This window comes from Spiroplasma endosymbiont of Nomada ruficornis, assembly GCF_964030795.1.
Lineage (GTDB): Bacteria > Bacillota_I > Bacilli_A > Mycoplasmatales > VBWQ01 > Spiroplasma_E > Spiroplasma_E ixodetis_A.
Window position 1 is genome coordinate 1,052,407 of sequence record NZ_OZ034962.1, and the last position, 25,456, is coordinate 1,077,862.

At 22.8% G+C, this 25,456-nt stretch carries 23 protein-coding genes; 16 read left to right on the top strand and 7 right to left on the bottom strand.

Annotated features, from left to right (window positions below; translation table 4 throughout):
• Positions 1-92 precede the first annotated feature (92 nt).
• The 10 genes from AAHM79_RS06430 to AAHM79_RS06475 are packed head-to-tail and all read left to right on the top strand — an operon-like array spanning position 93 to position 9,432.
• Positions 93-476 (top strand): hypothetical protein, encoded by a 384-nt coding sequence (locus AAHM79_RS06430; RefSeq protein WP_342257220.1) that lies wholly within the window; start codon positions 93-95, stop codon positions 474-476.
• Positions 477-491: 15 nt separating this feature from the next.
• Positions 492-650, top strand: a complete 159-nt coding sequence (locus AAHM79_RS06435) for a hypothetical protein (RefSeq protein WP_338957552.1) — start codon at positions 492-494, stop codon at positions 648-650.
• A 34-nt stretch (positions 651-684) separates the two neighbouring features.
• On the top strand, positions 685-876 hold the full coding sequence (locus AAHM79_RS06440) for a hypothetical protein (RefSeq protein WP_342257320.1): 192 nt from the start codon (positions 685-687) through the stop codon (positions 874-876).
• A gap of 16 nt (positions 877-892) precedes the next feature.
• Positions 893-1,270, top strand: a complete 378-nt coding sequence (locus AAHM79_RS06445; RefSeq protein ID WP_342257219.1) for a hypothetical protein — start codon at positions 893-895, stop codon at positions 1,268-1,270.
• A gap of 18 nt (positions 1,271-1,288) precedes the next feature.
• Entirely contained in the window at positions 1,289-2,473 is a 1,185-nt protein-coding gene (locus AAHM79_RS06450; RefSeq protein ID WP_338958609.1) for a hypothetical protein, read from the top strand.
• Positions 2,474-2,484: 11 nt separating this feature from the next.
• Positions 2,485-4,182: a hypothetical protein gene (locus AAHM79_RS06455; protein ID WP_342257321.1), complete on the top strand. Its 1,698-nt coding sequence runs from the start codon at positions 2,485-2,487 to the stop codon at positions 4,180-4,182.
• Between the two features lie 3 nt (positions 4,183-4,185).
• Positions 4,186-6,078, top strand: coding sequence for a hypothetical protein (locus AAHM79_RS06460; protein ID WP_342257209.1), 1,893 nt, complete (start codon positions 4,186-4,188; stop codon positions 6,076-6,078).
• Positions 6,079-6,082: 4 nt separating this feature from the next.
• Positions 6,083-6,205 (top strand): hypothetical protein, encoded by a 123-nt coding sequence (locus tag AAHM79_RS06465; protein ID WP_338957828.1) that lies wholly within the window; start codon positions 6,083-6,085, stop codon positions 6,203-6,205.
• Between the two features lie 13 nt (positions 6,206-6,218).
• Positions 6,219-7,457, top strand: a complete 1,239-nt coding sequence (locus AAHM79_RS06470) for a hypothetical protein (protein WP_342257210.1) — start codon at positions 6,219-6,221, stop codon at positions 7,455-7,457.
• On the top strand, positions 7,408-9,432 hold the full coding sequence (locus AAHM79_RS06475; RefSeq protein WP_342257322.1) for a hypothetical protein: 2,025 nt from the start codon (positions 7,408-7,410) through the stop codon (positions 9,430-9,432). The genes AAHM79_RS06470 and AAHM79_RS06475 overlap by 50 nt, the downstream gene beginning before the upstream one ends.
• On the opposite strand, the gene AAHM79_RS06480 is transcribed toward AAHM79_RS06475, so the two are convergent.
• Complete coding sequence (locus tag AAHM79_RS06480; protein WP_342257212.1) at positions 9,429-9,707, bottom strand: hypothetical protein; 279 nt, start codon at positions 9,705-9,707, stop codon at positions 9,429-9,431. The two genes, AAHM79_RS06475 and AAHM79_RS06480, sit on opposite strands and share 4 nt — an antisense overlap.
• 150 nt (positions 9,708-9,857) lie before the next feature.
• Positions 9,858-11,564: a hypothetical protein gene (locus AAHM79_RS06485; RefSeq protein ID WP_338958622.1), complete on the bottom strand. Its 1,707-nt coding sequence runs from the start codon at positions 11,562-11,564 to the stop codon at positions 9,858-9,860.
• A gap of 73 nt (positions 11,565-11,637) precedes the next feature.
• Between AAHM79_RS06485 and AAHM79_RS06490 the strand changes: the two genes are divergently transcribed.
• The 4 genes from AAHM79_RS06490 to AAHM79_RS06505 all read left to right on the top strand — a co-directional run bounded on the left by AAHM79_RS06490 (position 11,638) and on the right by AAHM79_RS06505 (position 17,663).
• A complete protein-coding gene (locus AAHM79_RS06490; RefSeq protein WP_338957526.1) occupies positions 11,638-12,798 on the top strand; it encodes an Mbov_0401 family ICE element transposase-like protein in 1,161 nt (386 codons plus the stop codon).
• A 120-nt stretch (positions 12,799-12,918) separates the two neighbouring features.
• Positions 12,919-13,869, top strand: coding sequence for an IS30 family transposase (locus AAHM79_RS06495; RefSeq protein WP_342257214.1), 951 nt, complete (start codon positions 12,919-12,921; stop codon positions 13,867-13,869).
• A 529-nt stretch (positions 13,870-14,398) separates the two neighbouring features.
• The gene (locus AAHM79_RS06500; RefSeq protein WP_342257412.1) at positions 14,399-14,836 is read left to right on the top strand and encodes a hypothetical protein; all 438 of its coding nucleotides are present in this window, start codon (positions 14,399-14,401) and stop codon (positions 14,834-14,836) included.
• Entirely contained in the window at positions 14,748-17,663 is a 2,916-nt protein-coding gene (locus AAHM79_RS06505; protein WP_342257413.1) for a hypothetical protein, read from the top strand. The genes AAHM79_RS06500 and AAHM79_RS06505 overlap by 89 nt, the downstream gene beginning before the upstream one ends.
• A gap of 138 nt (positions 17,664-17,801) precedes the next feature.
• Here AAHM79_RS06505 and AAHM79_RS06510 read toward each other — a convergent pair whose 3' ends face one another.
• The 3 genes from AAHM79_RS06510 to AAHM79_RS06520 form a co-directional block, all read right to left on the bottom strand.
• Positions 17,802-18,407 (bottom strand): IS30 family transposase, encoded by a 606-nt coding sequence (locus AAHM79_RS06510; RefSeq protein ID WP_342257414.1) that lies wholly within the window; start codon positions 18,405-18,407, stop codon positions 17,802-17,804.
• Positions 18,362-18,751, bottom strand: coding sequence for a helix-turn-helix domain-containing protein (locus AAHM79_RS06515; protein ID WP_342257415.1), 390 nt, complete (start codon positions 18,749-18,751; stop codon positions 18,362-18,364). The genes AAHM79_RS06510 and AAHM79_RS06515 overlap by 46 nt, the downstream gene beginning before the upstream one ends.
• Before the next feature lie 120 nt (positions 18,752-18,871).
• Positions 18,872-20,032: an Mbov_0401 family ICE element transposase-like protein gene (locus AAHM79_RS06520; protein WP_342257416.1), complete on the bottom strand. Its 1,161-nt coding sequence runs from the start codon at positions 20,030-20,032 to the stop codon at positions 18,872-18,874.
• 73 nt (positions 20,033-20,105) lie between these two features.
• Here AAHM79_RS06520 and AAHM79_RS06525 point away from each other — a divergent pair, with 73 nt between their 5' ends.
• Positions 20,106-21,656, top strand: a complete 1,551-nt coding sequence (locus AAHM79_RS06525) for a hypothetical protein (protein WP_342257417.1) — start codon at positions 20,106-20,108, stop codon at positions 21,654-21,656.
• Positions 21,657-21,962: 306 nt separating this feature from the next.
• Positions 21,963-22,241, top strand: a complete 279-nt coding sequence (locus tag AAHM79_RS06530; RefSeq protein WP_338959597.1) for a hypothetical protein — start codon at positions 21,963-21,965, stop codon at positions 22,239-22,241.
• Here the strand turns inward: AAHM79_RS06530 and AAHM79_RS06535 are convergent.
• Together AAHM79_RS06535 and AAHM79_RS06540 are read right to left on the bottom strand one after the other, a co-directional pair.
• Complete coding sequence (locus AAHM79_RS06535) at positions 22,238-24,262, bottom strand: hypothetical protein (RefSeq protein WP_342257418.1); 2,025 nt, start codon at positions 24,260-24,262, stop codon at positions 22,238-22,240. The genes AAHM79_RS06530 and AAHM79_RS06535 overlap by 4 nt on opposite strands.
• Complete coding sequence (locus AAHM79_RS06540) at positions 24,213-25,451, bottom strand: hypothetical protein (RefSeq protein WP_342257419.1); 1,239 nt, start codon at positions 25,449-25,451, stop codon at positions 24,213-24,215. Before AAHM79_RS06540 ends, AAHM79_RS06535 begins: the two co-directional genes overlap by 50 nt.
• Positions 25,452-25,456 lie beyond the last annotated feature (5 nt).

A 25,456-nucleotide genomic window follows, 5' to 3' on the forward strand; every position in this document is an offset into this window, starting at 1 on the left:
ATCCTAATCCTGAACCACCACCTTGATTAACAACTACTACCACAGAAACACCACCATGACCATTATTATTAACTAATGATAATAAACAACAAATGGATTGAGATACATATATTAGTTTAAGTACTTATGGTATATCAAATCTAATTGGTGGGTTAAGTGAACTAATACCTAATAGATTTGAAGTAATAAGAAAAATATGTAATATGGCAACTAGTGGATGTCTAATTTCAAGTGGTGTAGCTATGGGTATAAATAATGATTTTAATAATGCTTATGCAGTACCAACAATAGTTGCTGGTGCAAGTGAAATTATACATAATTTATTACCTATGGAAACTACAAATTATAATCAAGAAATGCAAGAAACATCATTTACAAATGAAACAAGAAGATTAATTAATAGTGATGCTATTAGTAATAATAGTGGAAGTAGTGATGTTTTATATGAAAGACCAACTACATATGATAGTTTATAAAGGAGATGATAACTAATGAATAAAGAAAAATTGATTGAATATTATAACAATGAAATTCAGACATATAAAGAAAGAATGGAACAATTAAATAAAGAAATATCTTTATTGGTAACTATTATAAGTAATTCAAAATCAATGATTGAAAGAATTAATAATGGTCAATTTGACGAATAATTAAAAATAAATAATTGAAAGGAAATAATTGAAAATGAAAGAATTTTTACATGAATTAATTATTATTGGAACAAGTGTAGGAACATTAATTTGTAGAGAATTAATTGTTTGATTGAAAAGATTTATTACAACTCCAAAACATATTAGAAGAAATAATAAAGTGATGAAACATCAAAAAAAATTAGCAAAACTTAATGAAAAAATTAATGGAAAAGAAAATAAATAATAAAGGTGTGATTTAAATGTTAGAAAATGAAACTAATGTTGAACAAAATACTGAACCTTTAATTGAAAATAATAATTTACAACAAGAGCAAGAAATTAAGATTGTTGAATTAGAAAATAAGTTAAATAAACTTAATCAAGAAATTAAAGAAAAAGAAATAATTAATATATTTAAAAAATATCAAGTTAAAAAAGAATTTTATGAATTTTTAAAATTTAAAACAAGTAATATAGAAAATTCAAAAATTGAAGAAACTATTAAAAAAATGATTAAAGAACAACCACTATTTAAAGAACCAATTAATACAGGTGGTAAACAAGAAACAATATTAACAAATCAAGAAACTTCAATAAAAAGTAGTTTATTAGATTATAAAAAGAAAAATAATTTATAAAAGAAAGGAAAATTTAAAATGCCAAATCCAGTGCCATTTAAACAAAATTTAGATAATACTACAAAATTAGTAGAAACACCTGAATTTATAGAATTTTATAAACAATCAAATAGTCCATGAGCAAGTTTTTTTCCAATTGAAATGGTTAATTCTACAAAAATTGAATTTATAGTTAAAAAACCAAAAGACCCAACATTCAAAATACTTCATTGAAATGATAAAAGTAAAGGATTAGAAGTTGGTTATGTTGATACTGATAAAATTATTAAAGAAATTACAAAAGAAGCTAGTACAGGAGAAATGATTGGTGAAGTTGATTTATTTGCAGATAATGGGCAAAATTTACTAGAAAGTATGCAATATGAAGTTGCTAATGATTTAGCAGATTATTTAGCAAATAATGATACAAATACAATTGCTAAATCTGCCAAAAAAGTAATCATTACTGATACAACACCAGTAGGATATTTAAAATCAATGTTATCAGCATGAAATACTTTATTTCAATTAAGAAATAGTAATAATTGTAAATTTTTTATAACAAATAGTCTTTATGATACTTTAGTTTATTTAGCAGATAATAAAGGTTTAATTACTGATAATCAACTAGCACAACAATTAAGATTAAATGGAACAAATTTATATATTAAAGGTGTATTATGTCAAATTGTTATGGATGATTATATGACATTTAAAAATACTGAAAATAAAAATCAAATTATGAATTTTGTTTTAGCAACACCAAAAGCAATGAAAAGATATATGTTACAACAAACTAGTATATATGTTGAAGATATTAAAGATGGTAAAGTTCCAAAAAGATATTTAGTTGGTGGACAAGTAACAGGAGAATCTATTCCTTATATGTCAAACTCAGAAACAGAATCAAGATGAATGTTATGTGGTATTGTTAATAAAAAATATTTAAGTGAAGAAATTACAACATTAACAACTAATATTACTGCTGATACTACTAAAAAGAATAAATTATTAGATACAACAATTAAAAATACAACTGAACTAAATAATTTAAATCCAAATTTAACAACTCCAATTATTAATTATTTTAGTGATGCCCAAGGTCAAGTGGATGTAAGTAATCAAAACCAAAAAGCAGGAGATTTATATGTAGTAATCACTACTAATGACACTGATAAAAATTATCAAGGTTCAACAAATCCTATAAAAATAACTCTTAAATAAGGATAATTATTATGCCAATTGGTACAACTAGTACAGCAATACTTTTAAACATAAATAAACCAAAACATACTAGAACAAGTCAACAACAAGAACATAAAAGTTGATGATGAGAAATTTTAGAAATGATTGGTGTACAAGTAATAGCAGTAGCACTTGCTCCTTTTACTGGTGGATTAAGTGAAAGTTTAGCACTTGGTTTAGGTGCAAGTGATTTACTTGCTAGTATTAGTGCTGTTGGTGTAGAGTTTTTAACTGATTTTACTATTAATCAAGTTTATGATTATTTAAAAGGAAATGTTACACCATTAAATACTTTTTTTAATATATTACCTGCATTTGCTGGACTTAATAGAATTAGTCGTGGTTATCGTACAACTAAATTTATTAGTTTAGCAGAAAAAACTAAAACATTAGAACAAATTGGCATTAAAAAAGCAAAAAATTTACAAGAAATCATTAGTCAAGTAAGTGGAAAAGAAATTTTAACAGATAAAATTATTGGAAATAAACGTTATTTATTTAATTATAACCATGCTCCAAATCGCGAAACAATAATACAAAATTTAGGTTTTGTTGCTGAAAGACAATATAAAAATAATTTTGCAAAATTAGAAGTACAAGAATTAAAAAATTATTTATTATTACAAAATGAATTAATAAAGTTAAGTCCACAGTTAACTCCTAAATTTAAAATTAAAGATATTGATAAAGCAAACAATTTTTTACAAAAATATAATACTGATTTAAAAGAAGTATTAAAAATGAACCAACATGACTGATTAAATTTAGTTCATACAATACATGCAGAAAATAGATATGGAAAATCTTTAATTTTAGATTTACAAAAAATTCGTGCTAATGCAATTAAATTTAATTTTAAAAATAGTTCAATTCATAAATTAGTATTAAAAGCAAATCAAACTTTTAAATATTTTGATATTAAATTTTATTTTAAAAAAGGTTTAAATAAATTTTGAAAAGATACTTCATATTTTGAAAAAATAAGAATAAATATTTATAAATTACAAGAGAAATTCGAAAAATTAGAAAAACAAGCATTTGAAAAAATTAATAAATTAAAAGAAAAAACAATTGATGTATTTACAAGTGCTGAAAAGAAAGCAATTAAACATGCACAATTAATTCCATTAAATTCACCAGTATTTATGGCTTGTAAAATTCAACCTTTATCATTAGATAAATGTGGAATTACTATTTATCATCGTAATCCTAAATATAAACCAATTGTAGTTATTGATAGTATTATCAAAGCAGAAACTTTTGTTATTCAAATACATCCATTTCATTGATATAGATGATATAGCGGTTGATATATTGGATATGGAGTTAGTCAAAATAAATGATTAAAAAGTATTGCTTTTGCTCTACCAGTTGTACAACAAATGATTAAAGATAGTTTTAAAATTTATAGGCAAATATTAAGGACAATTAGAACTTATCATAAAGTAGTTAATGTTATTAATAATCCTATTGATAATGTCAATAAATCATTTAAAAGGGTGGGTTTAAAATTATCAGTTAATACTGTATTTGGTACTGGATTGTTAAGACATTTAGAAAAATTTGCATATAATCAAGTTGTAAAAAAAGGAAATAAAAAATTACAAAAAGAAATTATACATATATCACATAGAAAAACTAAATCAAAAACCAAACGTTATAAAAAAGCATTTTTTAAGGAATGATAAAATATGATTAATAAACTTTGAACTGGTGTCAGTTTAGAAAATTATAATAACTGATATCCATTAACTGGAACAATTACAGAAACACCACGACAATATATAAATACATGACCAAATGTTGATGATTGATTTAAAACATTTGCTATTCGTGCTCAAAATGATATTAATGCTTATCTTGATTTTATTTTATCTAAATTTCCTTTTGATAGTTTTAAAGATGAATTAATTAAAGAAACTTTAAGAGATATGGTTTATGTTATGGTTGAACATTGAGTATTTAATCGTACACCAATTGAATTTAATGTTGATGCTACTATTCAATTTAATAATGGTAATCAATTTAGTGCAAGTAGTACTCCTACGATTAATATTTGAGATTTAGCACCTAGTAGAATGAAAATATGAGCAAGATTAACAGAATTAAAACAAATATTTTCAAATTATAATAATGATGAAATAGATGTTGAAAAAATTGACTTAAAAGCATTTTATACTAGAAACCAAGTTAATGAATTAATTCAAGAACAAAAAGAATTTACATTATCAAAGCAAATAAAATTATATGATGATACCATTAATGGTAATAAAAATGAAACATATAGGGGACCAGTTACAAATTTAATAAATAAAGGTTATGTTGCAACAGAATATGACTCAAAAACTGAAACTATGATTTTAGATTGACCTAATGAAATTGGAACATTACCACCTGATGTTTTACAAAACAATCCACAAATTGGTGATTATACACATGCACCAACTTGTGATTTTTCTGCTAAACAACAAAAACGAATTACTACAAATGAAAATGAAATTACCAAATTAAATAGTGAATTAATTAAAACAAACGAAAATATTAATGATGTTAAAAATAATTGATTTAATATTGAAACTAGTCCCTTATGAAAAAAAGTTGAAAATAATAATATAGAAATATTTAAATGATATTTTATTAAAATCAGTTATCAATATTCAACAGAAAATAACTTTATGAAATTTTATAAAGTAATTAAAATTTATTTAAATAATGTTTTTAACGAATTTGAATTGTTAAATGTTGATTCCATGACTTATGGAGAACAAATACAAAATAAAAATATTTTAAATATTGGAACTATTTACTATAACAATAAAAAGAAACAATTTAGTGGTGGTGGTAATTCTTATCCTGAACTTGGAAAAATTAATTTAATTGGTGATATAGAAGAAATATATCAATATCAAGGAATAGATACACCAACTGAATTTATAGCAGAAGAAAATACTGAACATGATTATTATACAAAACTAGAAACAAATCAATTATTAGATAAAAAACAAGATAAGTTAATTGCTGGTGAAAATATTAAAATTGATGAAAATAATAAAATTAGTGCTACTTGCGGGAAAACTGATTTAACTGATTATTATAAAAAAGAAGAAGTAGATAAAAAATTAGACAATAAAATGGATAAAGACCAATTCAAATATGCTTTTTCTATAAATACTATTGGTACTGAAATTCCTAATTTAGAAACTACTGATAAAACTGTTGCTGGTGCTATTAATGAAATTATCAAAAAACAACCACAACCAATTCCAATTCCTCCAAGTAGTTCAATTTGAAAAGAAGTAGGAATAAGAGAAAAAAATAAATGAGATAATTGACAAATTACTTATGATTTTATAGTTAATAAAAGATATAAAGTTTATTATTCTTGAAATATATATAATAATGTTTTTGCAATTAAAGAATTTATTATAACTAATACAAAAATAGCAGGTGTACCAATAGAAGTTTTTAACAATAATACTAATGTCTTAGTTTTATCAGTACAACACTCAAAATTTATTACTATTTATTCTTTAAAAGGTAGCGATAAAGGTAATACATGAAAAGTAGAAGAATTACAGGAATAAAATTATGATTTGAAAAATTATAAAAATTATTTTAAGTTTAATTGGAGTTTTATTATCTTCTGCTGTTGCTGGTTTAATTATATTTATTATAGTAAAAATTGTCTTAAAAATTAATCAAATATTTTAGAAAGGAGAAAAAAATGAAACCTTTTTGACCAAGAAAAGATAAAACAAATATTAATAATAATGAAGAAAAATCTAAATTAATTTTTTTAGAAAATAAAAGTACACACACTTCTATTTTAAGTTATTTTGGTTTTAATGATTTTAATCATGAGACTTATTTTACTGATTTTGTTGCTGAAAATAATGCTAATTTATATAATGCTCCATTGGATATTAATAATGAAACTATTAAACAATATTTAATTAAACAAGAATTTTATAGAAAGAATTGAAATTCTATTTTTAAATTAAGCAAATTAGGAATTAGTGGTTATTTAATTTATATTGCTAATGATGATTTTTATTTTCAAGTAGTAGATATACAGCAAAGAATTTATGATATTACTGGTAAATTAATTCAATGTACTATTTTTTATGATAGTTATCAACAAAATGCACAAACAGTAAGATTATTTGAAGTTTATAAATTAAATAATGAACAAGTAACTATTAATCGTGCAATTTATAGTATTAGTGATAATAAAAAACAATTTCCTTTACCTTTTAAAGAATATAGTAATAATCCTAATTTAGAACAAGAACAAACATTAAATATTAATTATATTCCAATAGCAATTATGAGAAATAAAGCAAATGAGTTAGCAGATTGTAATAAAGTAATGGATAAAATTAAAGCATTAGATGTTATTTATGAACAAATTGTTTTAGATACTATTTTAAATTCACCAAAGTTTATTTTTGACCAAACTTATGGTAATGCTAAATCTACAATGGATGAAGCCGTAAGAACATTAGTTACTAACAACTATATTTGAAAAACTACTGGTGATAATAATGAAAAAAGTGAAAATATTAATATGACAAGTAGTAATTTTAAAGGTAAAAATTTAACTGATATATATGATTGAAATATTAATGAAATATTTAAACGTTGTGGTATTCATATACCAAGTCAAAAGAAATCAGCACAACAATCGGTTCCCGAAAGTACAGCGGTAAATATTTCAACTATTAATTATATTGAACAAAAATTATGACAATTTAATATTGATATTCTTAAATTTATTCAAATATTAGTACGTTTAGATAAAGATTTATTAAATAGTAAAACATTTAATATTAATGATGAACAAGAAATTAATAACTTAACAGTTAAATTAAAATTATTTAATCCAGAAAATAACCAATTAATAGGAGAAAACAATGGAAAACAACAACAAACCACAAACGAAGTTTCCACAGAAACAAACTAAACTTAATCAAGCAGAAATAGAAAATGATTATTTAATTGATAATATTCCTTATGATTTTACTAATATGATGAGTGCTACTAGTGACCCTGATATTAATAGAGCATACGATGAATTTAAAAAAAGAAAAATTTATATTTATGAAATTGAACGTTTATTTAAAAATAATGAAAATAATAGTTTAAGATTTTCAGCAAATACTATTAAAATAGGTTTTATTGATATTGATAAAGTATTAAAAACTACTGCTGTTGAAACATCTGATTTTACTATGCAATTAAATCAAAGAGCAAGTACTAATATTAATGACAATACAATTGAATATAGTATGACTAATATTAAAAATTTAATATTTCAAGAAATAAATTTATTAAATCAATTTAAGTTATATGCAGTTAGTATAAATGAACCATTAACTGAAAATAATATTGATAATTTATATATTATTAATAATTATTCAGAACCTTATCAAAATCCAAAAACTAGAAGTACTAAAAGTATTACTATTATTAAAATTAAAGACTTTAAAACAAGAGATGGTTATCCAATTATTATTAAATTACAAAAACCACTAGATAAAGACACCAAAGTTATTGGTTTAAAAATTAAAGCACCTAGAAGCATGATTTTTGGCAATATAAAGGTACTTGGTGAAGTCGACAATATGGAGGTATACCCAAAGTTATTTGTCAAAGATAAGATAGCATTTCCGCTATTATCAATGCCTATTGAAACTCAACCAAAAGTTAGAATATTACAACAATGATTTAGTGAACAAATATTACCTTGAAATTTAGCAAAACAATTTATAGGACAAGAAAAATCAGTTTTAGATTTAATTGCTATTGGTGGTGGTAGAGAAACAAGAAAAGAAATTATTAATAATGCAAGAGTAACTAATGATAAAATTGGTTATGATGTTTCTAAAAATTCAAAAGTATGACCATTATCTGATGAACTAGAATTAAAAGATAAAAAATTAGAGTCATGATTTTTAGTAAGTGACTATAATTTATTTATTTCTACAACAAATAAATTTCATGATGTTGAACTAGAAATAAAAGATAGACCACCAATTGATAGTTTACAAAAAGTATTATTAGATATGTTAACTTATACATATACTTATAATAGAAACTTTGATGGTGCATCATTAAGTAATGTTTTAAAAGAAATGAATGATTTAGATAAAATTCGTGCTAAGTTTGAAGGACAAAAACCAAATGAAGTTATTACTAATTTATTTAAACAATGAGAATTAGATTATCCTAACTATACAAATTTACCAAAAGTTAAAATATTAAAACAAATAGTTATAATGCTATCAAAAAATATTTATTCAACCATGTCTATTAATAACGGTTTAAATGATGACTATAAATTATTATTACCTTATTATTTTGAATTAAAATCAAATCCTATACATTCTACACCTGATAAGATTTGAGAATTTAAAGATATAAAAGTAGTATTAAAATCTGCATATTTTGATTTTACAGATATCAATAACATTAAACTAAAAAACAATGACATTAGTCAAAATGAATTATTGAAATTAGATGATAATCAATTTAACTGACTATCCATAACTAATGAATTAGAAAGCAATAATATACCATCATTAATTCCGGCAGATTGAACATTAGGTAATGGTGAATATGGAAAATATTTTACAAGATTAATTATTAATAAAAATAAAACCGAAAATGCTTTAAATTTATATGGTTCAAATAAATCACAATTATTTTCTAAATTAGAATTTTATAAAGAAGTTTTACAAATTGACAATAATAGTGAATTTGAATTACAAATTGAAAATCCAATTAATAACTTAAATCGAATTGAAGTTAGCGGACTATTTGGTGCTGGTAATTATGATTTAATTTTAGTAACAAATAAACAAGAAATAAATTTAAATAATATTAATTTATTTGATAAATATAATGAAAATATTTCTTATATAAATTTAGAAATTTAATTATCAAAATATCCATCTGGATAAATACCATCTCATTTTACTGCATCATCAGTTAATTTATTTGATGCTCAGTAAAGAGTAATTTTATGTTTATTACTTACTGGTCTTGCTCAAATAGTTGCCCCCCAGTGTGCTTCATGGTCGTAATCATAAAAATATGTTAATTGATTATTTTTATTATATGAAACTATTCCTAAGATTAAACCGGTAACACCAGTTATTACAGCAAATGATAATGATATTTTTTGAAAATTTGTTTTTATTCATATTTTCATAATAAATATCTCCTTTTTTCCTTGATTTTACTTTTAAATTGTACTATTTTTGATTATTTTTACAAGTATGCTTTTAAAAGCAAAATAACGCCTAAATTAAAGGTGTTTATTTTTTGATACCTATAATATTAATTGTATTGCGCTTATTTATTATATTGCAAATGTGAAGATACTTTTTTTTACAGTAGCATTATTTTTACCCCTAATTACATTTTTATATGGATATAATGCATAAAATAATGCATCATAAGGGTCTTGATACATATTTTTGTCAGGAATGTTAGTTTTGGTTTGGTCATAACGTAATTCTTCTAAACATTGAGTTGTTTTTGGTAAATCATCTTTATTTGCATAAAAGTTTCCATAACTCATAATATTTCTCATTCAAACTACTCTATTAGTTAATCCGGCTTCTTGATTTAAATTTGAAGCATGTTTAATAGCGGTTTGTGTTATTAAAATAGTATTGTGTTCATCAATTAATTTTTGATTTAATCAATCCATTGCTGTTCTTGCTTTATCATCATAAAAATAAATTGCTTGTTCAAAATTTTCAAAATTATCCATTAATCCTAAAATTTCATTAACATAAGCATTAATTTTTTCATTTTCATTTATAAAATCATTTGGAGTAACTACTAATTCACAAATAATATAAGCATCATAATAACCAGTATTATTATATTCTTTAAAACCAACTACCATAAATACAGTATGGTCTTTTGGTCCCGTAGCTCAATCAATACCAACACTATAAAAATCAAATTTATACATTTCTTTTTCTTGATTATAAAATTGTTTTAAATCATATGATTGTCAATATTTTACTGTTTTTTGAAATGGGAAAATTGTTGCATCGCTATCTAAAAATTCAAAACCATAATAAACAGTATTATATTCATCTGGATTACTTTTTTCCATTTCTAATAATGTTCTTTGTTGAATGTCAGGTAATTTATTTCAAAATGGTTGAATAGTAAATCTTAAAACAAATAAACCTAAACCACTAAACATATCTTTATTTTCATAATAAACTTTACCAACTTTTTTAAGATTTTTCATGACTTCATCATTTAATGGTAAAAATGGTGTACAGTATTTTAAATAAAATGGATGATATTTATCATAAGGATTACATGTAAAAGTAATGAAAAAACTTTTATAAAAATAACGAGTAATCTTTTGTCCAAAGGTAGAACTATATATATTTTTATCAATAAATGTTCAACTTCACTCTTTAATAGGTTTATTTGATACTTTAATACGATTACTTCTAAACATAGAGTTTTGTAAACGTTCATATCGATATGTTAATTGTTTTTCAGTTAATGTTTCTTTTTCTTCTGCCATAATAATTTCATCTGTTCTTGAACCTAAAAAACTTGACCCACCTGCTTCTTTTCCAAAAATCTTATTACCATTAGCATAACCAATAAAGTCAATTTGTTGATTACTTGGAAAGATAATACATCCCCCATCCTTAGTAATTTTTCATTTAATGCCATGTGGATTATTAGGTAATAAATTAATATTATATGTATCTAATAAAACTTGACAAACATTCATTAAAGCACCAATTGTAGTTTCACTATGAGTATTTTCATATCTTCTTACTTCTTGAACACTACTATCTCTAAAATTACAACATATAAATAAATCAAATGCTAAACAGTTTCAAGTTTTTCTTGTTCCACGTGCTGTTGGAACAAAACGATAAAAACAATTAGTAGTAAAATATTCTGCTCATTCATCACCAACAAATTCTTTAAAAATATCTCAACTAAAACCATAATTATTATCACTAAAATTAAGATTATATTTTTTATTTAATTGTCCATAACTACTAATAAAAGCCATATTTACTCCTTATTTTTAAAAAAAAATTAAACTTAAATTATTAACAAACAAAAATTAGAAAGGAACATTAAAAATGTTTATATTACCATTCGCAAATCATTTTGATTGAGACAAACATGATTTTAATCAAGATGAATTAAGTTTAAAACAAACAGAAGAATTATTTGCAAAAATAGATGATTATTTATGAAGTATATGTGATAAATCTGAATATAAATCATATAGATTTAGACAACGAAAATTAAAAGCAAAAAAAGGTTTATTAACTTATAAGCGACGTATTTGTACACATTATAACACAAAAACACAAAAAATGGAGTACGTATCATTATTAGATAATTATCTTGGTGTTAAAAAATATAGTAAACTTGCACCTAACGTTATTAAACAAATTTTAAAATATTTTGCTGATGGTAAAAAGTATCGTGATGTTTGTGATACTTTTATTGAAGATTTAATAAGTAATAGTACAGTTTGTAGAACATATCAAAAATTTGAATTACCAAAAGCAAATATTCCCAAAATACCATTACAACCAAATCAAAATTTATATGTAAATATTGATGATGGTCATCGAAAATTTAAGTTTAATGAAAAACACAATACTAAAAATTGTAAAAAATGTTCGATGAGATTAATAGTAATGTGTACTGGTAAAAAGAAAAATGGAAAATTAATTAATAAAAGAGCTGTATGTAAAATAAGAGTTTCAAAAACAGAAATTGGTGCTGAAAAAACCGCAAAATTAATAGAAAAATATGGTAATTTATTTTTTGAAAACTTTGACCAAGCAAATTTAATAGTTTGTGGAGATAGTGCAAAATGAATTAGAAAAACTGCTACAATTTTAAATGCTAAATTTATTTTAGATAAATTTCATGCTTTTCATGTTTTATTTCTTGGTATAATGGCAGGAAGAAGAAAAAATCAAATTGCTAAATTACACTATCAAAATGCAATAAATTTATTTGCCAAAGGTCAATATTATGAATTAATTGATTTTTTACAATCATTAACTTTACAATATAAAAAATTAAAAGTTGGTTATTTTATTAATGCAAAAGATGGTGTATTAAACCAAGCATTAGTTGAAAATATTGGTTGCTTTACTGAAACTAATATTAAACAAATTTTAAAGCATATGATTGGTGATAGAACTTATAACATTGATATGTATACAAAAATGGTTAATTTTAAATGTTATCAAATAAATACAATTATCCAGTTATTATAAATTAAAACTTAAATTTGCTGAATTATACTTGTAAGTGCAAGTAAATAAAATTGCAAAAAATTCTCATATAAAAATTTCATAATGCTAAATTTAGTTTAGAAAAAAGTAAGGAGTTTTTATATGAGTTATAAACATCTTGGCATAGATGAAAGGATTTATATTGAGAATCAATTGAAATTTAAATTTAAAATTAGTGAAATAGCTAAAAATCTTAATCGAAGTATTAGTACTATTATTCGAGAAATTAATAGAAATAAAGATAATAATCATGATTTTTCATTAATTGCACAAAATAAAGCTGAAAATCGAAAACAATCACATATTAGTTTTCATAAGTTTAAAAATAAGAATTTAGTAAAATATGTACAACAAAAATTACTATTAGGTTGATCATCTGAACAAATTTATGGCAGAATTAAAAATTTTCATAAAGAGTGAGTTATTAGTTTTAAAACAATTTATACTTGAATTTATTTTGGAATGCTTGATAAAGTTACTAGTAAAAATTTAAGAAGAAAAGGTAAAAAACGAAAATCTAAAGAAAATCGTGGCAAGTTTAATGGTAAATCAATTAAAGAACGAGATATAAATGTTAATGATCGTATAACACTTGGTCATTGAGAAGGAGATACTATAGTATCATCACGAGGTAAAAGCAAATCATGTTTAATAACTTTAGTTGAAAGAGTATCACGATTTACTTTAGCAATATTAGTTAAAAACAGAACTACTAAAGTTATTAATAAAAATGTCAGTTATTATTTATCAATTCTTCCTAAAAACATTGTTAAAACTATTACTTTTGATCGTGGCAAAGAATTTTCAAATTGACAACAACTTGAAAAAAATTTAGATGTAAAAATTTATTTTGCCAATCCATATTCACCTTGACAAAGAGGTACTAATGAAAATACTAATGGTTTAATTAGAGAAAAATTTCCTAAAAAATTTATTTTTTCAAAAACTAATAAAAATGAAGTTCATAAATTTATATTGTCTTTAAATCAAAGACCGAGAAAAATACTAAATTATCTTTCACCAATCGAATATTTGGATAGAAAAATAATTTAGTTGCACTTACCTTTACAATTTAGCAAATAAATAAAAATAAAATAAAACTTATTAAAGAAAACTTTAATAAGAATTTTTGAGTTATAAAAGTAAGTATTATTGTTGACTAATATTTTTGAAGTGTTAAGATTAACTTACAATTGCATATTGAAGTCTAAATTATTCTCGTCTAAACTTATAATTTAAAGACAAATTTGAATATTATTGACAACATCGGTACGCTCCCCAAAAAAGAAAAGAAAGAATATTAAATTTAACTAGATTTTATGGAATTATTGATAATGAAAAATTTAAAGCTTTAAATTTAAGTGATGATTTTCAATCAATTATTAAAGATGCATTTTTAAATATTACAACTGCAAATTATGTAAAAGGTGGTAATGGTGGAGTTGATATTGTACAAGGTAATCCAAAATTTCGTGAATATTGACTTGATTATAATGGTACAGCAAAACAAATATTTAATGGTGCTGGTTATGATTATGATGAATTTAATGGTATTAATTATGAAAATAAAACTAAAACATTAATGAATAATAAATTTGATATGCAAACAACAGAAGTTAAAATAACACATTATACAACTTATTTATATAGAATGTTTGACATGTTAGTAACTTCTTCTAAAGATGAAAATGGAAAAATATATTGAAATGGTAAAGGAGAAAGACCTTATAGTTTTGAATTTATACCAATTGCTATGGTTGATCAATTAGTACAAGATGAATTAATTAATAGTAGATTAAATAATGGAACATTATCAGTAATTGAAGCAATTAGTTTATATGAAAATATTGATACATTAATGACAAAACAAAAATTACTACATATTATTGAAGAAAGTAAATTTTTAAATAAACATTTAGGAGATAATACAAATGATAATAAGCAACGCAATGAAAATTCAATTAATGAAACAAGCACATTTAGCATTAAAGCAAACTCAACAATTAATAAAGAGATGTAGTTATTGAAAAATATTTCCATTTATTATAAATAATGGTGCTATACCTTTAACTGAAACTGGTTATAAACCAATTAATAGTAAAATAAGTGATTTTGGTCAATATGAATTAATATTAACTGGTACTACTCCAGTTGTATGTATTTGAAAAAATAGTACAAAAATATATCAAAAAAATAAAGGTAAAATTAATGAAGAAACTCATAAAATTAATGGTCAAGATGAATTTTATACAAAAAAATATAAAATTGGTGATTATTGAAATGCTTATTTAATTGATGATACAAGTGGTGTTGATTTTAGTAATTTACCTAATAATCAAATATTTAAAACAGTACAAACTAAAAGACAATATACTTTAGTAATGTTTGAAGAACATATTACAATTGATGATTATTTACAATTTTTTTGTGTATTTAATGATGAAAATGAAAATATTGGTGGTAATAGTGGTAAAAATCAAGATAGACAATTATTATATATTTCAAATGTAACAAATTATTATAGTCCTTATAATGGTGCATTTAGTATGCAAGTATTAACTTTTAGTAGTTTAAATGATAGAGTAATGAGTACTGGTCAAAATACACTTGATTTTGTACAATATGCAAGCCCGGGTAGTGGTTATGCTTTCCCTACTATTCAAGAAGGAAAAGTAACCTTAAATCGTACTTTAATGCGTGATATAGGAGTAAGATATAGTCATAGACAATCATATGGATTAGAATTATTAACAAGTTGTTATTATTATGGAAGACCAATAATTCAAGGTCAAGAACCAATTCAACAAAATAATGAAGAAATATTTGAAAGTAAAGTATTTGCTTCAAGAAGATTATTTATTGCTGGTAATAATGAAAAATCTACAACTAATATTAAAAATAATGGTGGTTTACTTGCTGGTATAAATGATAAAATAACAACAAGTAGTCATCCAGAAACAACATTTTATAATATTATGGATGCAAAACCAACTGGATTTACTCATTATGATACATGACAAAAATTTTTAGAAGCAAGAAGATTTGATATGTTAGCACAAAAAGATTTTCAAGGTATATTAACATGTAATAAACAATTAGCAATTAAAAGTAATGGTGATGCTATTGGTAAAGCAAAGTTTTTTTGAGATAGTGAATGAAATATAAATAATTTACAAGGTGAATATAATGTTGATATGTCAAGTAATTTTAAATTTAAAGATGCAGATACTGGCTTAGTTATAGGAAGTCCAACTGTTGATTATAAAAAAATATCACAAAAATATATGTCAGCAATATTAAATTTTAATAGTGTAGTATTTAGTTCATTAATTCAAATGCCTTATGATAGTGTACAATGATTACCATTTGCATTAAGTCCAATTCCATTAGTAGGTCAATTATTAAATGCTTTAACATTAGGTATACCAGTAGGATTTATTATTACTCAAAATTCTCAACAATATAAAAATATGCCATTTTTTAATGGTTTTATGAGTGCATTTTTTGCTTCAAATTTATCAAGTATTATTGGTAATAACGATAATAATTGATTTATACCTTTAAATGTATTTAGTAATTCAAATGAATTTGCATTAGGTAAAATGTTAGGTTCACATGTTTCAACAACTGCTATGACAATGAAATTAAGTGATAGAGTAAGTGTTTATCCATGAGACCCTATTACTGGTAAAAAATTAGAAGTTAAAGAACAAATAAGTACAGTTGATTTATCACAAAAGAAAAATAATAAAGTTTATATTTTAGCAGAAGATACTGAGTTTTTAGATATAGCAAGTCCTTTTACAAATGAAGATAAAGATTGTCAATGAAATCCTACAAGTAATGGAGTTATTGATGGTTCAAATTATGCTTATATTATTGATACAATTGTTACACAAAGTTTACATCAAGGTGAAGAAAGACATACATTTTATAGTGATAATCCTTTTACTTATCAAGGTGATTATAATGAAATATCAGTTGCACAATTTCGTTATAATAATATGGGTTATTTAACTGGTAATGCTTTTAATTGAACTACTTTATATAAATTAAATCATGATGAATATGAAGAAAGTGAAGAAACTACATTTAGTTATCCTGCAAAAATATTACCACCAAGTCCTCAAAATATAGCAAAATCAATAATTATTATTCCAGATTTAAAAGTAGAATTAAATTATACTGATATACCATTAATAACAACTCCTAACAATTCTATTACTGATAATACTGAAGAATGATTTAATACTAATAGTCCAGTTTTTAAAAATATAGATATTGATATTAAATCGAAACTAGACCCTACATTATTAATTAACACTTTTAATGATTTAAAAAGATTTTATAAATCATTAACTATTTATTATAATTATAATATAGAGTCTGTAAGTGATAAACATGGTGGTGGTTATGATACTAAAGAAAGTTTTAATCCAGCAAAAGAATTAACAAGTTCTATTGAAATTAATTTAAATGATTTAATATTTTCAAAGTCAAGACCTAATATTGATAAAAAGAAGCATTTTGAAAAAGGTAAAATTGGTAACCATTCTTCTGGATATGCTTATGCTTATTATCAAGGTAATAAATCACAATATAATTTAGTAACTTATGAATTTACAGTAATTGCCGGTATTGAATCAAAATTTAATAATAACAATCCAATCGGATTTGATATATTAAGTAATTCAAACGATAATTTAAATTGAAAAATTAATATTTTTGTTACACCTTGTAAAGGTCATGTAGAAACTATTATAGATTTTGGTGAAAATTCTTATGCTAAAATATATACAAATCAAGAATTAGCAAGTATTTATAAAATAATTTTAAATGCAAGATAAAAATAGTATATAATTATAATAATTTAAAATATTATGATATGGAGAAGTTTAAATATGATTGAACTATGATTAGCAGATGTAATAATACTTTCAGTAATGTTTGGATTAGTATTTGCTAAATTGTAAAGGTAAGTGCAACTAAATTATTTTTCTATCCAAATATTCGATTGGTGAAAGATAATTTAGTATTTTTCTCGGTCTTTGATTTAAAGACAATATAAATTTATGAACTTCATTTTTATTAGTTTTTGAAAAAATAAATTTTTTAGGAAATTTTTCTCTAATTAAACCATTAGTATTTTCATTAGTACCTCTTTGTCAAGGTGAATATGGATTGGCAAAATAAATTTTTACATATAAATTTTTTTCAAGTTGTTGTCAATTTGAAAATTCTTTGCCACGATCAAAAGTAATAGTTTTAACAATGTTTTTAGGAAGAATTGATAAATAATAACTGACATTTTTATTAATAACTTTAGTAGTTCTGTTTTTAACTAATATTGCTAAAGTAAATCGTGATACTCTTTCAACTAAAGTTATTAAACATGATTTGCTTTTACCTCGTGATGATACTATAGTATCTCCTTCTCAATGACCAAGTGTTATACGATCATTAACATTTATATCTCGTTCTTTAATTGATTTACCATTAAACTTGCCACGATTTTCTTTAGATTTTCGTTTTTTACCTTTTCTGCTTAAATTTTTACTAGTAACTTTATCAAGCTTCCAAAATAAATTCAAGTATAAATTGTTTTAAAACTAATAACTCACTCTTTATGAAAATTTTTAATTCTGCCATAAATTTGTTCAGGTGATCAACCTAATAGTAATTTTTGTTGTACATATTTTACTAAATTCTTATTTTTAAACTTATGAAAACTAATATGTGATTGTTTTCGATTTTCAGCTTTATTTTGTGCAATTAATGAAAAATAATGATTATTATCTTTATTTCTATTAATTTCTCGAATAATAGTACTAATACTTCGATTAAGATTTTTAGCTATTTCACTAATTTTAAATTTAAATTTCAATTGATTCTCAATATAAATCCTTTCATCTATGCCAAGATGTTTATAACTCATATAAAAACTCCTTACTTTTTTCTAAACTAAATTTAGCATTATGAAATTTTTATATGAGAATTTTTTGCAATTTTATTTACTTGCACTTACAAGTATAATTCAGCAAATTTAAGTTTTAATTTATAATAACTGGATAATTGTATTTATTTGATAACATTTAAAATTAACCATTTTTGTATACATATCAATGTTATAAGTTCTATCACCAATCATATGCTTTAAAATTTGTTTAATATTAGTTTCAGTAAAGCAACCAATATTTTCAACTAATGCTTGGTTTAATACACCATCTTTTGCATTAATAAAATAACCAACTTTTAATTTTTTATATTGTAAAGTTAATGCTTGTAAAAAATCAATTAATTCATAATATTGACCTTTGGCAAATAAATTTATTGCATTTTGATAGTGTAATTTAGCAATTTGATTTTTTCTTCTTCCTGCCATTATACCAAGAAATAAAACATGAAAAGCATGAAATTTATCTAAAATAAATTTAGCATTTAAAATTGTAGCAGTTTTTCTAATTCATTTTGCACTATCTCCACAAACTATTAAATTTGCTTGGTCAAAGTTTTCAAAAAATAAATTACCATATTTTTCTATTAATTTTGCGGTTTTTTCAGCACCAATTTCTGTTTTTGAAACTCTTATTTTACATACAGCTCTTTTATTAATTAATTTTCCATTTTTCTTTTTACCAGTACACATTACTATTAATCTCATCGAACATTTTTTACAATTTTTAGTATTGTGTTTTTCATTAAACTTAAATTTTCGATGACCATCATCAATATTTACATATAAATTTTGATTTGGTTGTAATGGTATTTTGGGAATATTTGCTTTTGGTAATTCAAATTTTTGATATGTTCTACAAACTGTACTATTACTTATTAAATCTTCAATAAAAGTATCACAAACATCACGATACTTTTTACCATCAGCAAAATATTTTAAAATTTGTTTAATAACGTTAGGTGCAAGTTTACTATATTTTTTAACACCAAGATAATTATCTAATAATGATACGTACTCCATTTTTTGTGTTTTTGTGTTATAATGTGTACAAATACGTCGCTTATAAGTTAATAAAACTTTTTTTGCTTTTAATTTTCGTTGTCTAAATCTATATGATTTATATTCAGATTTATCACATATACTTCATAAATAATCATCTATTTTTGCAAATAATTCTTCTGTTTGTTTTAAACTTAATTCATCTTGATTAAAATCATGTTTGTCTCAATCAAAATGATTTGCGAATGGTAATATAAACATTTTTAATGTTCCTTTCTAATTTTTGTTTGTTAATAATTTAAGTTTAATTTTTTTTAAAAAATAAGGAGTAAATATGGCTTTTATTAGTAGTTATGGACAATTAAATAAAAAATATAATCTTAATTTTAGTGATAATAATTATGGTTTTAGTTGAGATATTTTTAAAGAATTTGTTGGTGATGAATGAGCAGAATATTTTACTACTAATTGTTTTTATCGTTTTGTTCCAACAGCACGTGGAACAAGAAAAACTTGAAACTGTTTAGCATTTGATTTATTTATATGTTGTAATTTTAGAGATAGTAGTGTTCAAGAAGTAAGAAGATATGAAAATACTCATAGTGAAACTACAATTGGTGCTTTAATGAATGTTTGTCAAGTTTTATTAGATACATATAATATTAATTTATTACCTAATAATCCACATGGCATTAAATGAAAAATTACTAAGGATGGGGGATGTATTATCTTTCCAAGTAATCAACAAATTGACTTTATTGGTTATGCTAATGGTAATAAGATTTTTGGAAAAGAAGCAGGTGGGTCAAGTTTTTTAGGTTCAAGAACAGATGAAATTATTATGGCAGAAGAAAAAGAAACATTAACTGAAAAACAATTAACATATCGATATGAACGTTTACAAAACTCTATGTTTAGAAGTAATCGTATTAAAGTATCAAATAAACCTATTAAAGAGTGAAGTTGAACATTTATTGATAAAAATATATATAGTTCTACCTTTGGACAAAAGATTACTCGTTATTTTTATAAAAGTTTTTTCATTACTTTTACATGTAATCCTTATGATAAATATCATCCATTTTATTTAAAATACTGTACACCATTTTTACCATTAAATGATGAAGTCATGAAAAATCTTAAAAAAGTTGGTAAAGTTTATTATGAAAATAAAGATATGTTTAGTGGTTTAGGTTTATTTGTTTTAAGATTTACTATTCAACCATTTTGAAATAAATTACCTGACATTCAACAAAGAACATTATTAGAAATGGAAAAAAGTAATCCAGATGAATATAATACTGTTTATTATGGTTTTGAATTTTTAGATAGCGATGCAACAATTTTCCCATTTCAAAAAACAGTAAAATATTGACAATCATATGATTTAAAACAATTTTATAATCAAGAAAAAGAAATGTATAAATTTGATTTTTATAGTGTTGGTATTGATTGAGCTACGGGACCAAAAGACCATACTGTATTTATGGTAGTTGGTTTTAAAGAATATAATAATACTGGTTATTATGATGCTTATATTATTTGTGAATTAGTAGTTACTCCAAATGATTTTATAAATGAAAATGAAAAAATTAATGCTTATGTTAATGAAATTTTAGGATTAATGGATAATTTTGAAAATTTTGAACAAGCAATTTATTTTTATGATGATAAAGCAAGAACAGCAATGAATTGATTAAATCAAAAATTAATTGATGAACACAATACTATTTTAATAACACAAACCGCTATTAAACATGCTTCAAATTTAAATCAAGAAGCCGGATTAACTAATAGAGTAGTTTGAATGAGAAATATTATGAGTTATGGAAACTTTTATGCAAATAAAGATGATTTACCAAAAACAACTCAATGTTTAGAATAATTACGTTATGACCAAACCAAAACTAACATTCCTGACAAAAATATGTATCAAGACCCTTATGATGCATTATTTTATGCATTATATCCATATAAAAATGTAATTAGGGGTAAAAATAATGCTACTGTAAAAAAAAGTATCTTCACATTTGCAATATAATAAATAAGCGCAATACAATTAATATTATAGGTATCAAAAAATAAACACCTTTAATTTAGGAGTTATTTTGCTTTTAAAAGCATACTTGTAAAAATAATCAAAAATAGTACAATTTAAAAGTAAAATCAAGGAAAAAAGGAGATATTTATTATGAAAACATGAATAAAAACAAATTTTCAAAAAATATCATTATCATTTGCTGTAATAACTGGTGTTACCGGTTTAATCTTAGGAATAGTTTCATATAATAAAAATAATCAATTAACATATTTTTATGATTACGACCATGAAGCACACTGGGGGGCAACTATTTGAGCAAGACCAGTAAGTAATAAACATAAAATTACTCTTTACTGAGCATCAAATAAATTAACTGATGATGCAGTAAAATGAGATGGTATTTATCCAGATGGATATTTTGATAATTAAATTTCTAAATTTATATAAGAAATATTTTCATTATATTTATCAAATAAATTAATATTATTTAAATTTATTTCTTGTTTATTTGTTACTAAAATTAAATCATAATTACCAGCACCAAATAGTCCGCTAACTTCAATTCGATTTAAGTTATTAATTGGATTTTCAATTTGTAATTCAAATTCACTATTATTGTCAATTTGTAAAACTTCTTTATAAAATTCTAATTTAGAAAATAATTGTGATTTATTTGAACCATATAAATTTAAAGCATTTTCGGTTTTATTTTTATTAATAATTAATCTTGTAAAATATTTTCCATATTCACCATTACCTAATGTTCAATCTGCCGGAATTAATGATGGTATATTATTGCTTTCTAATTCATTAGTTATGGATAGTCAGTTAAATTGATTATCATCTAATTTCAATAATTCATTTTGACTAATGTCATTGTTTTTTAGTTTAATGTTATTGATATCTGTAAAATCAAAATATGCAGATTTTAATACTACTTTTATATCTTTAAATTCTCAAATCTTATCAGGTGTAGAATGTATAGGATTTGATTTTAATTCAAAATAATAAGGTAATAATAATTTATAGTCATCATTTAAACCGTTATTAATAGACATGGTTGAATAAATATTTTTTGATAGCATTATAACTATTTGTTTTAATATTTTAACTTTTGGTAAATTTGTATAGTTAGGATAATCTAATTCTCATTGTTTAAATAAATTAGTAATAACTTCATTTGGTTTTTGTCCTTCAAACTTAGCACGAATTTTATCTAAATCATTCATTTCTTTTAAAACATTACTTAATGATGCACCATCAAAGTTTCTATTATAAGTATATGTATAAGTTAACATATCTAATAATACTTTTTGTAAACTATCAATTGGTGGTCTATCTTTTATTTCTAGTTCAACATCATGAAATTTATTTGTTGTAGAAATAAATAAATTATAGTCACTTACTAAAAATCATGACTCTAATTTTTTATCTTTTAATTCTAGTTCATCAGATAATGGTCATACTTTTGAATTTTTAGAAACATCATAACCAATTTTATCATTAGTTACTCTTGCATTATTAATAATTTCTTTTCTTGTTTCTCTACCACCACCAATAGCAATTAAATCTAAAACTGATTTTTCTTGTCCTATAAATTGTTTTGCTAAATTTCAAGGTAATATTTGTTCACTAAATCATTGTTGTAATATTCTAACTTTTGGTTGAGTTTCAATAGGCATTGATAATAGCGGAAATGCTATCTTATCTTTGACAAATAACTTTGGGTATACCTCCATATTGTCGACTTCACCAAGTACCTTTATATTGCCAAAAATCATGCTTCTAGGTGCTTTAATTTTTAAACCAATAACTTTGGTGTCTTTATCTAGTGGTTTTTGTAATTTAATAATAATTGGATAACCATCTCTTGTTTTAAAGTCTTTAATTTTAATAATAGTAATACTTTTAGTACTTCTAGTTTTTGGATTTTGATAAGGTTCTGAATAATTATTAATAATATATAAATTATCAATATTATTTTCAGTTAATGGTTCATTTATACTAACTGCATATAACTTAAATTGATTTAATAAATTTATTTCTTGAAATATTAAATTTTTAATATCAGTCATACTATATTCAATTGTATTGTCATTAATATTAGTACTTGCTCTTGGATTTAATTGCATAGTAAAATCAGATGTTTCAACAGCAGTAGTTTTTAATACTTTATCAATATCAATAAAACCTATTTTAATAGTATTGGCTGAAAATCTTAAACTATTATTTTCATTATTTTTAAATAAACGTTCAATTTCATAAATATAAATTTTTCTTTTTTTAAATTCATCGTATGCTCTATTAATATCAGGGTCACTAGTAGCACTCATCATATTAGTAAAATCATAAGGAATATTATCAATTAAATAATCATTTTCTATTTCTGCTTGATTAAGTTTAGTTTGTTTCTGTGGAAACTTCGTTTGTGGTTTGTTGTTGTTTTCCATTGTTTTCTCCTATTAATTGGTTATTTTCTGGATTAAATAATTTTAATTTAACTGTTAAGTTATTAATTTCTTGTTCATCATTAATATTAAATGTTTTACTATTTAATAAATCTTTATCTAAACGTACTAATATTTGAATAAATTTAAGAATATCAATATTAAATTGTCATAATTTTTGTTCAATATAATTAATAGTTGAAATATTTACCGCTGTACTTTCGGGAACCGATTGTTGTGCTGATTTCTTTTGACTTGGTATATGAATACCACAACGTTTAAATATTTCATTAATATTTCAATCATATATATCAGTTAAATTTTTACCTTTAAAATTACTACTTGTCATATTAATATTTTCACTTTTTTCATTATTATCACCAGTAGTTTTTCAAATATAGTTGTTAGTAACTAATGTTCTTACGGCTTCATCCATTGTAGATTTAGCATTACCATAAGTTTGGTCAAAAATAAACTTTGGTGAATTTAAAATAGTATCTAAAACAATTTGTTCATCAATAACATCTAATGCTTTAATTTTATCCATTACTTTATTACAATCTGCTAACTCATTTGCTTTATTTCTCATAATTGCTATTGGAATATAATTAATATTTAATGTTTGTTCTTGTTCTAAATTAGGATTATTACTATATTCTTTAAAAGGTAAAGGAAATTGTTTTTTATTATCACTAATACTATAAATTGCACGATTAATAGTTACTTGTTCATTATTTAATTTATAAACTTCAAATAATCTTACTGTTTGTGCATTTTGTTGATAACTATCATAAAAAATAGTACATTGAATTAATTTACCAGTAATATCATAAATTCTTTGCTGTATATCTACTACTTGAAAATATAAATCATCATTAGCAATATAAATTAAATAACCACTAATTCCTAATTTGCTTAATTTAAAAATAGAATTTCAATTCTTTCTATAAAATTCTTGTTTAATTAAATATTGTTTAATAGTTTCATTATTAATATCCAATGGAGCATTATATAAATTAGCATTATTTTCAGCAACAAAATCAGTAAAATAAGTCTCATGATTAAAATCATTAAAACCAAAATAACTTAAAATAGAAGTGTGTGTACTTTTATTTTCTAAAAAAATTAATTTAGATTTTTCTTCATTATTATTAATATTTGTTTTATCTTTTCTTGGTCAAAAAGGTTTCATTTTTT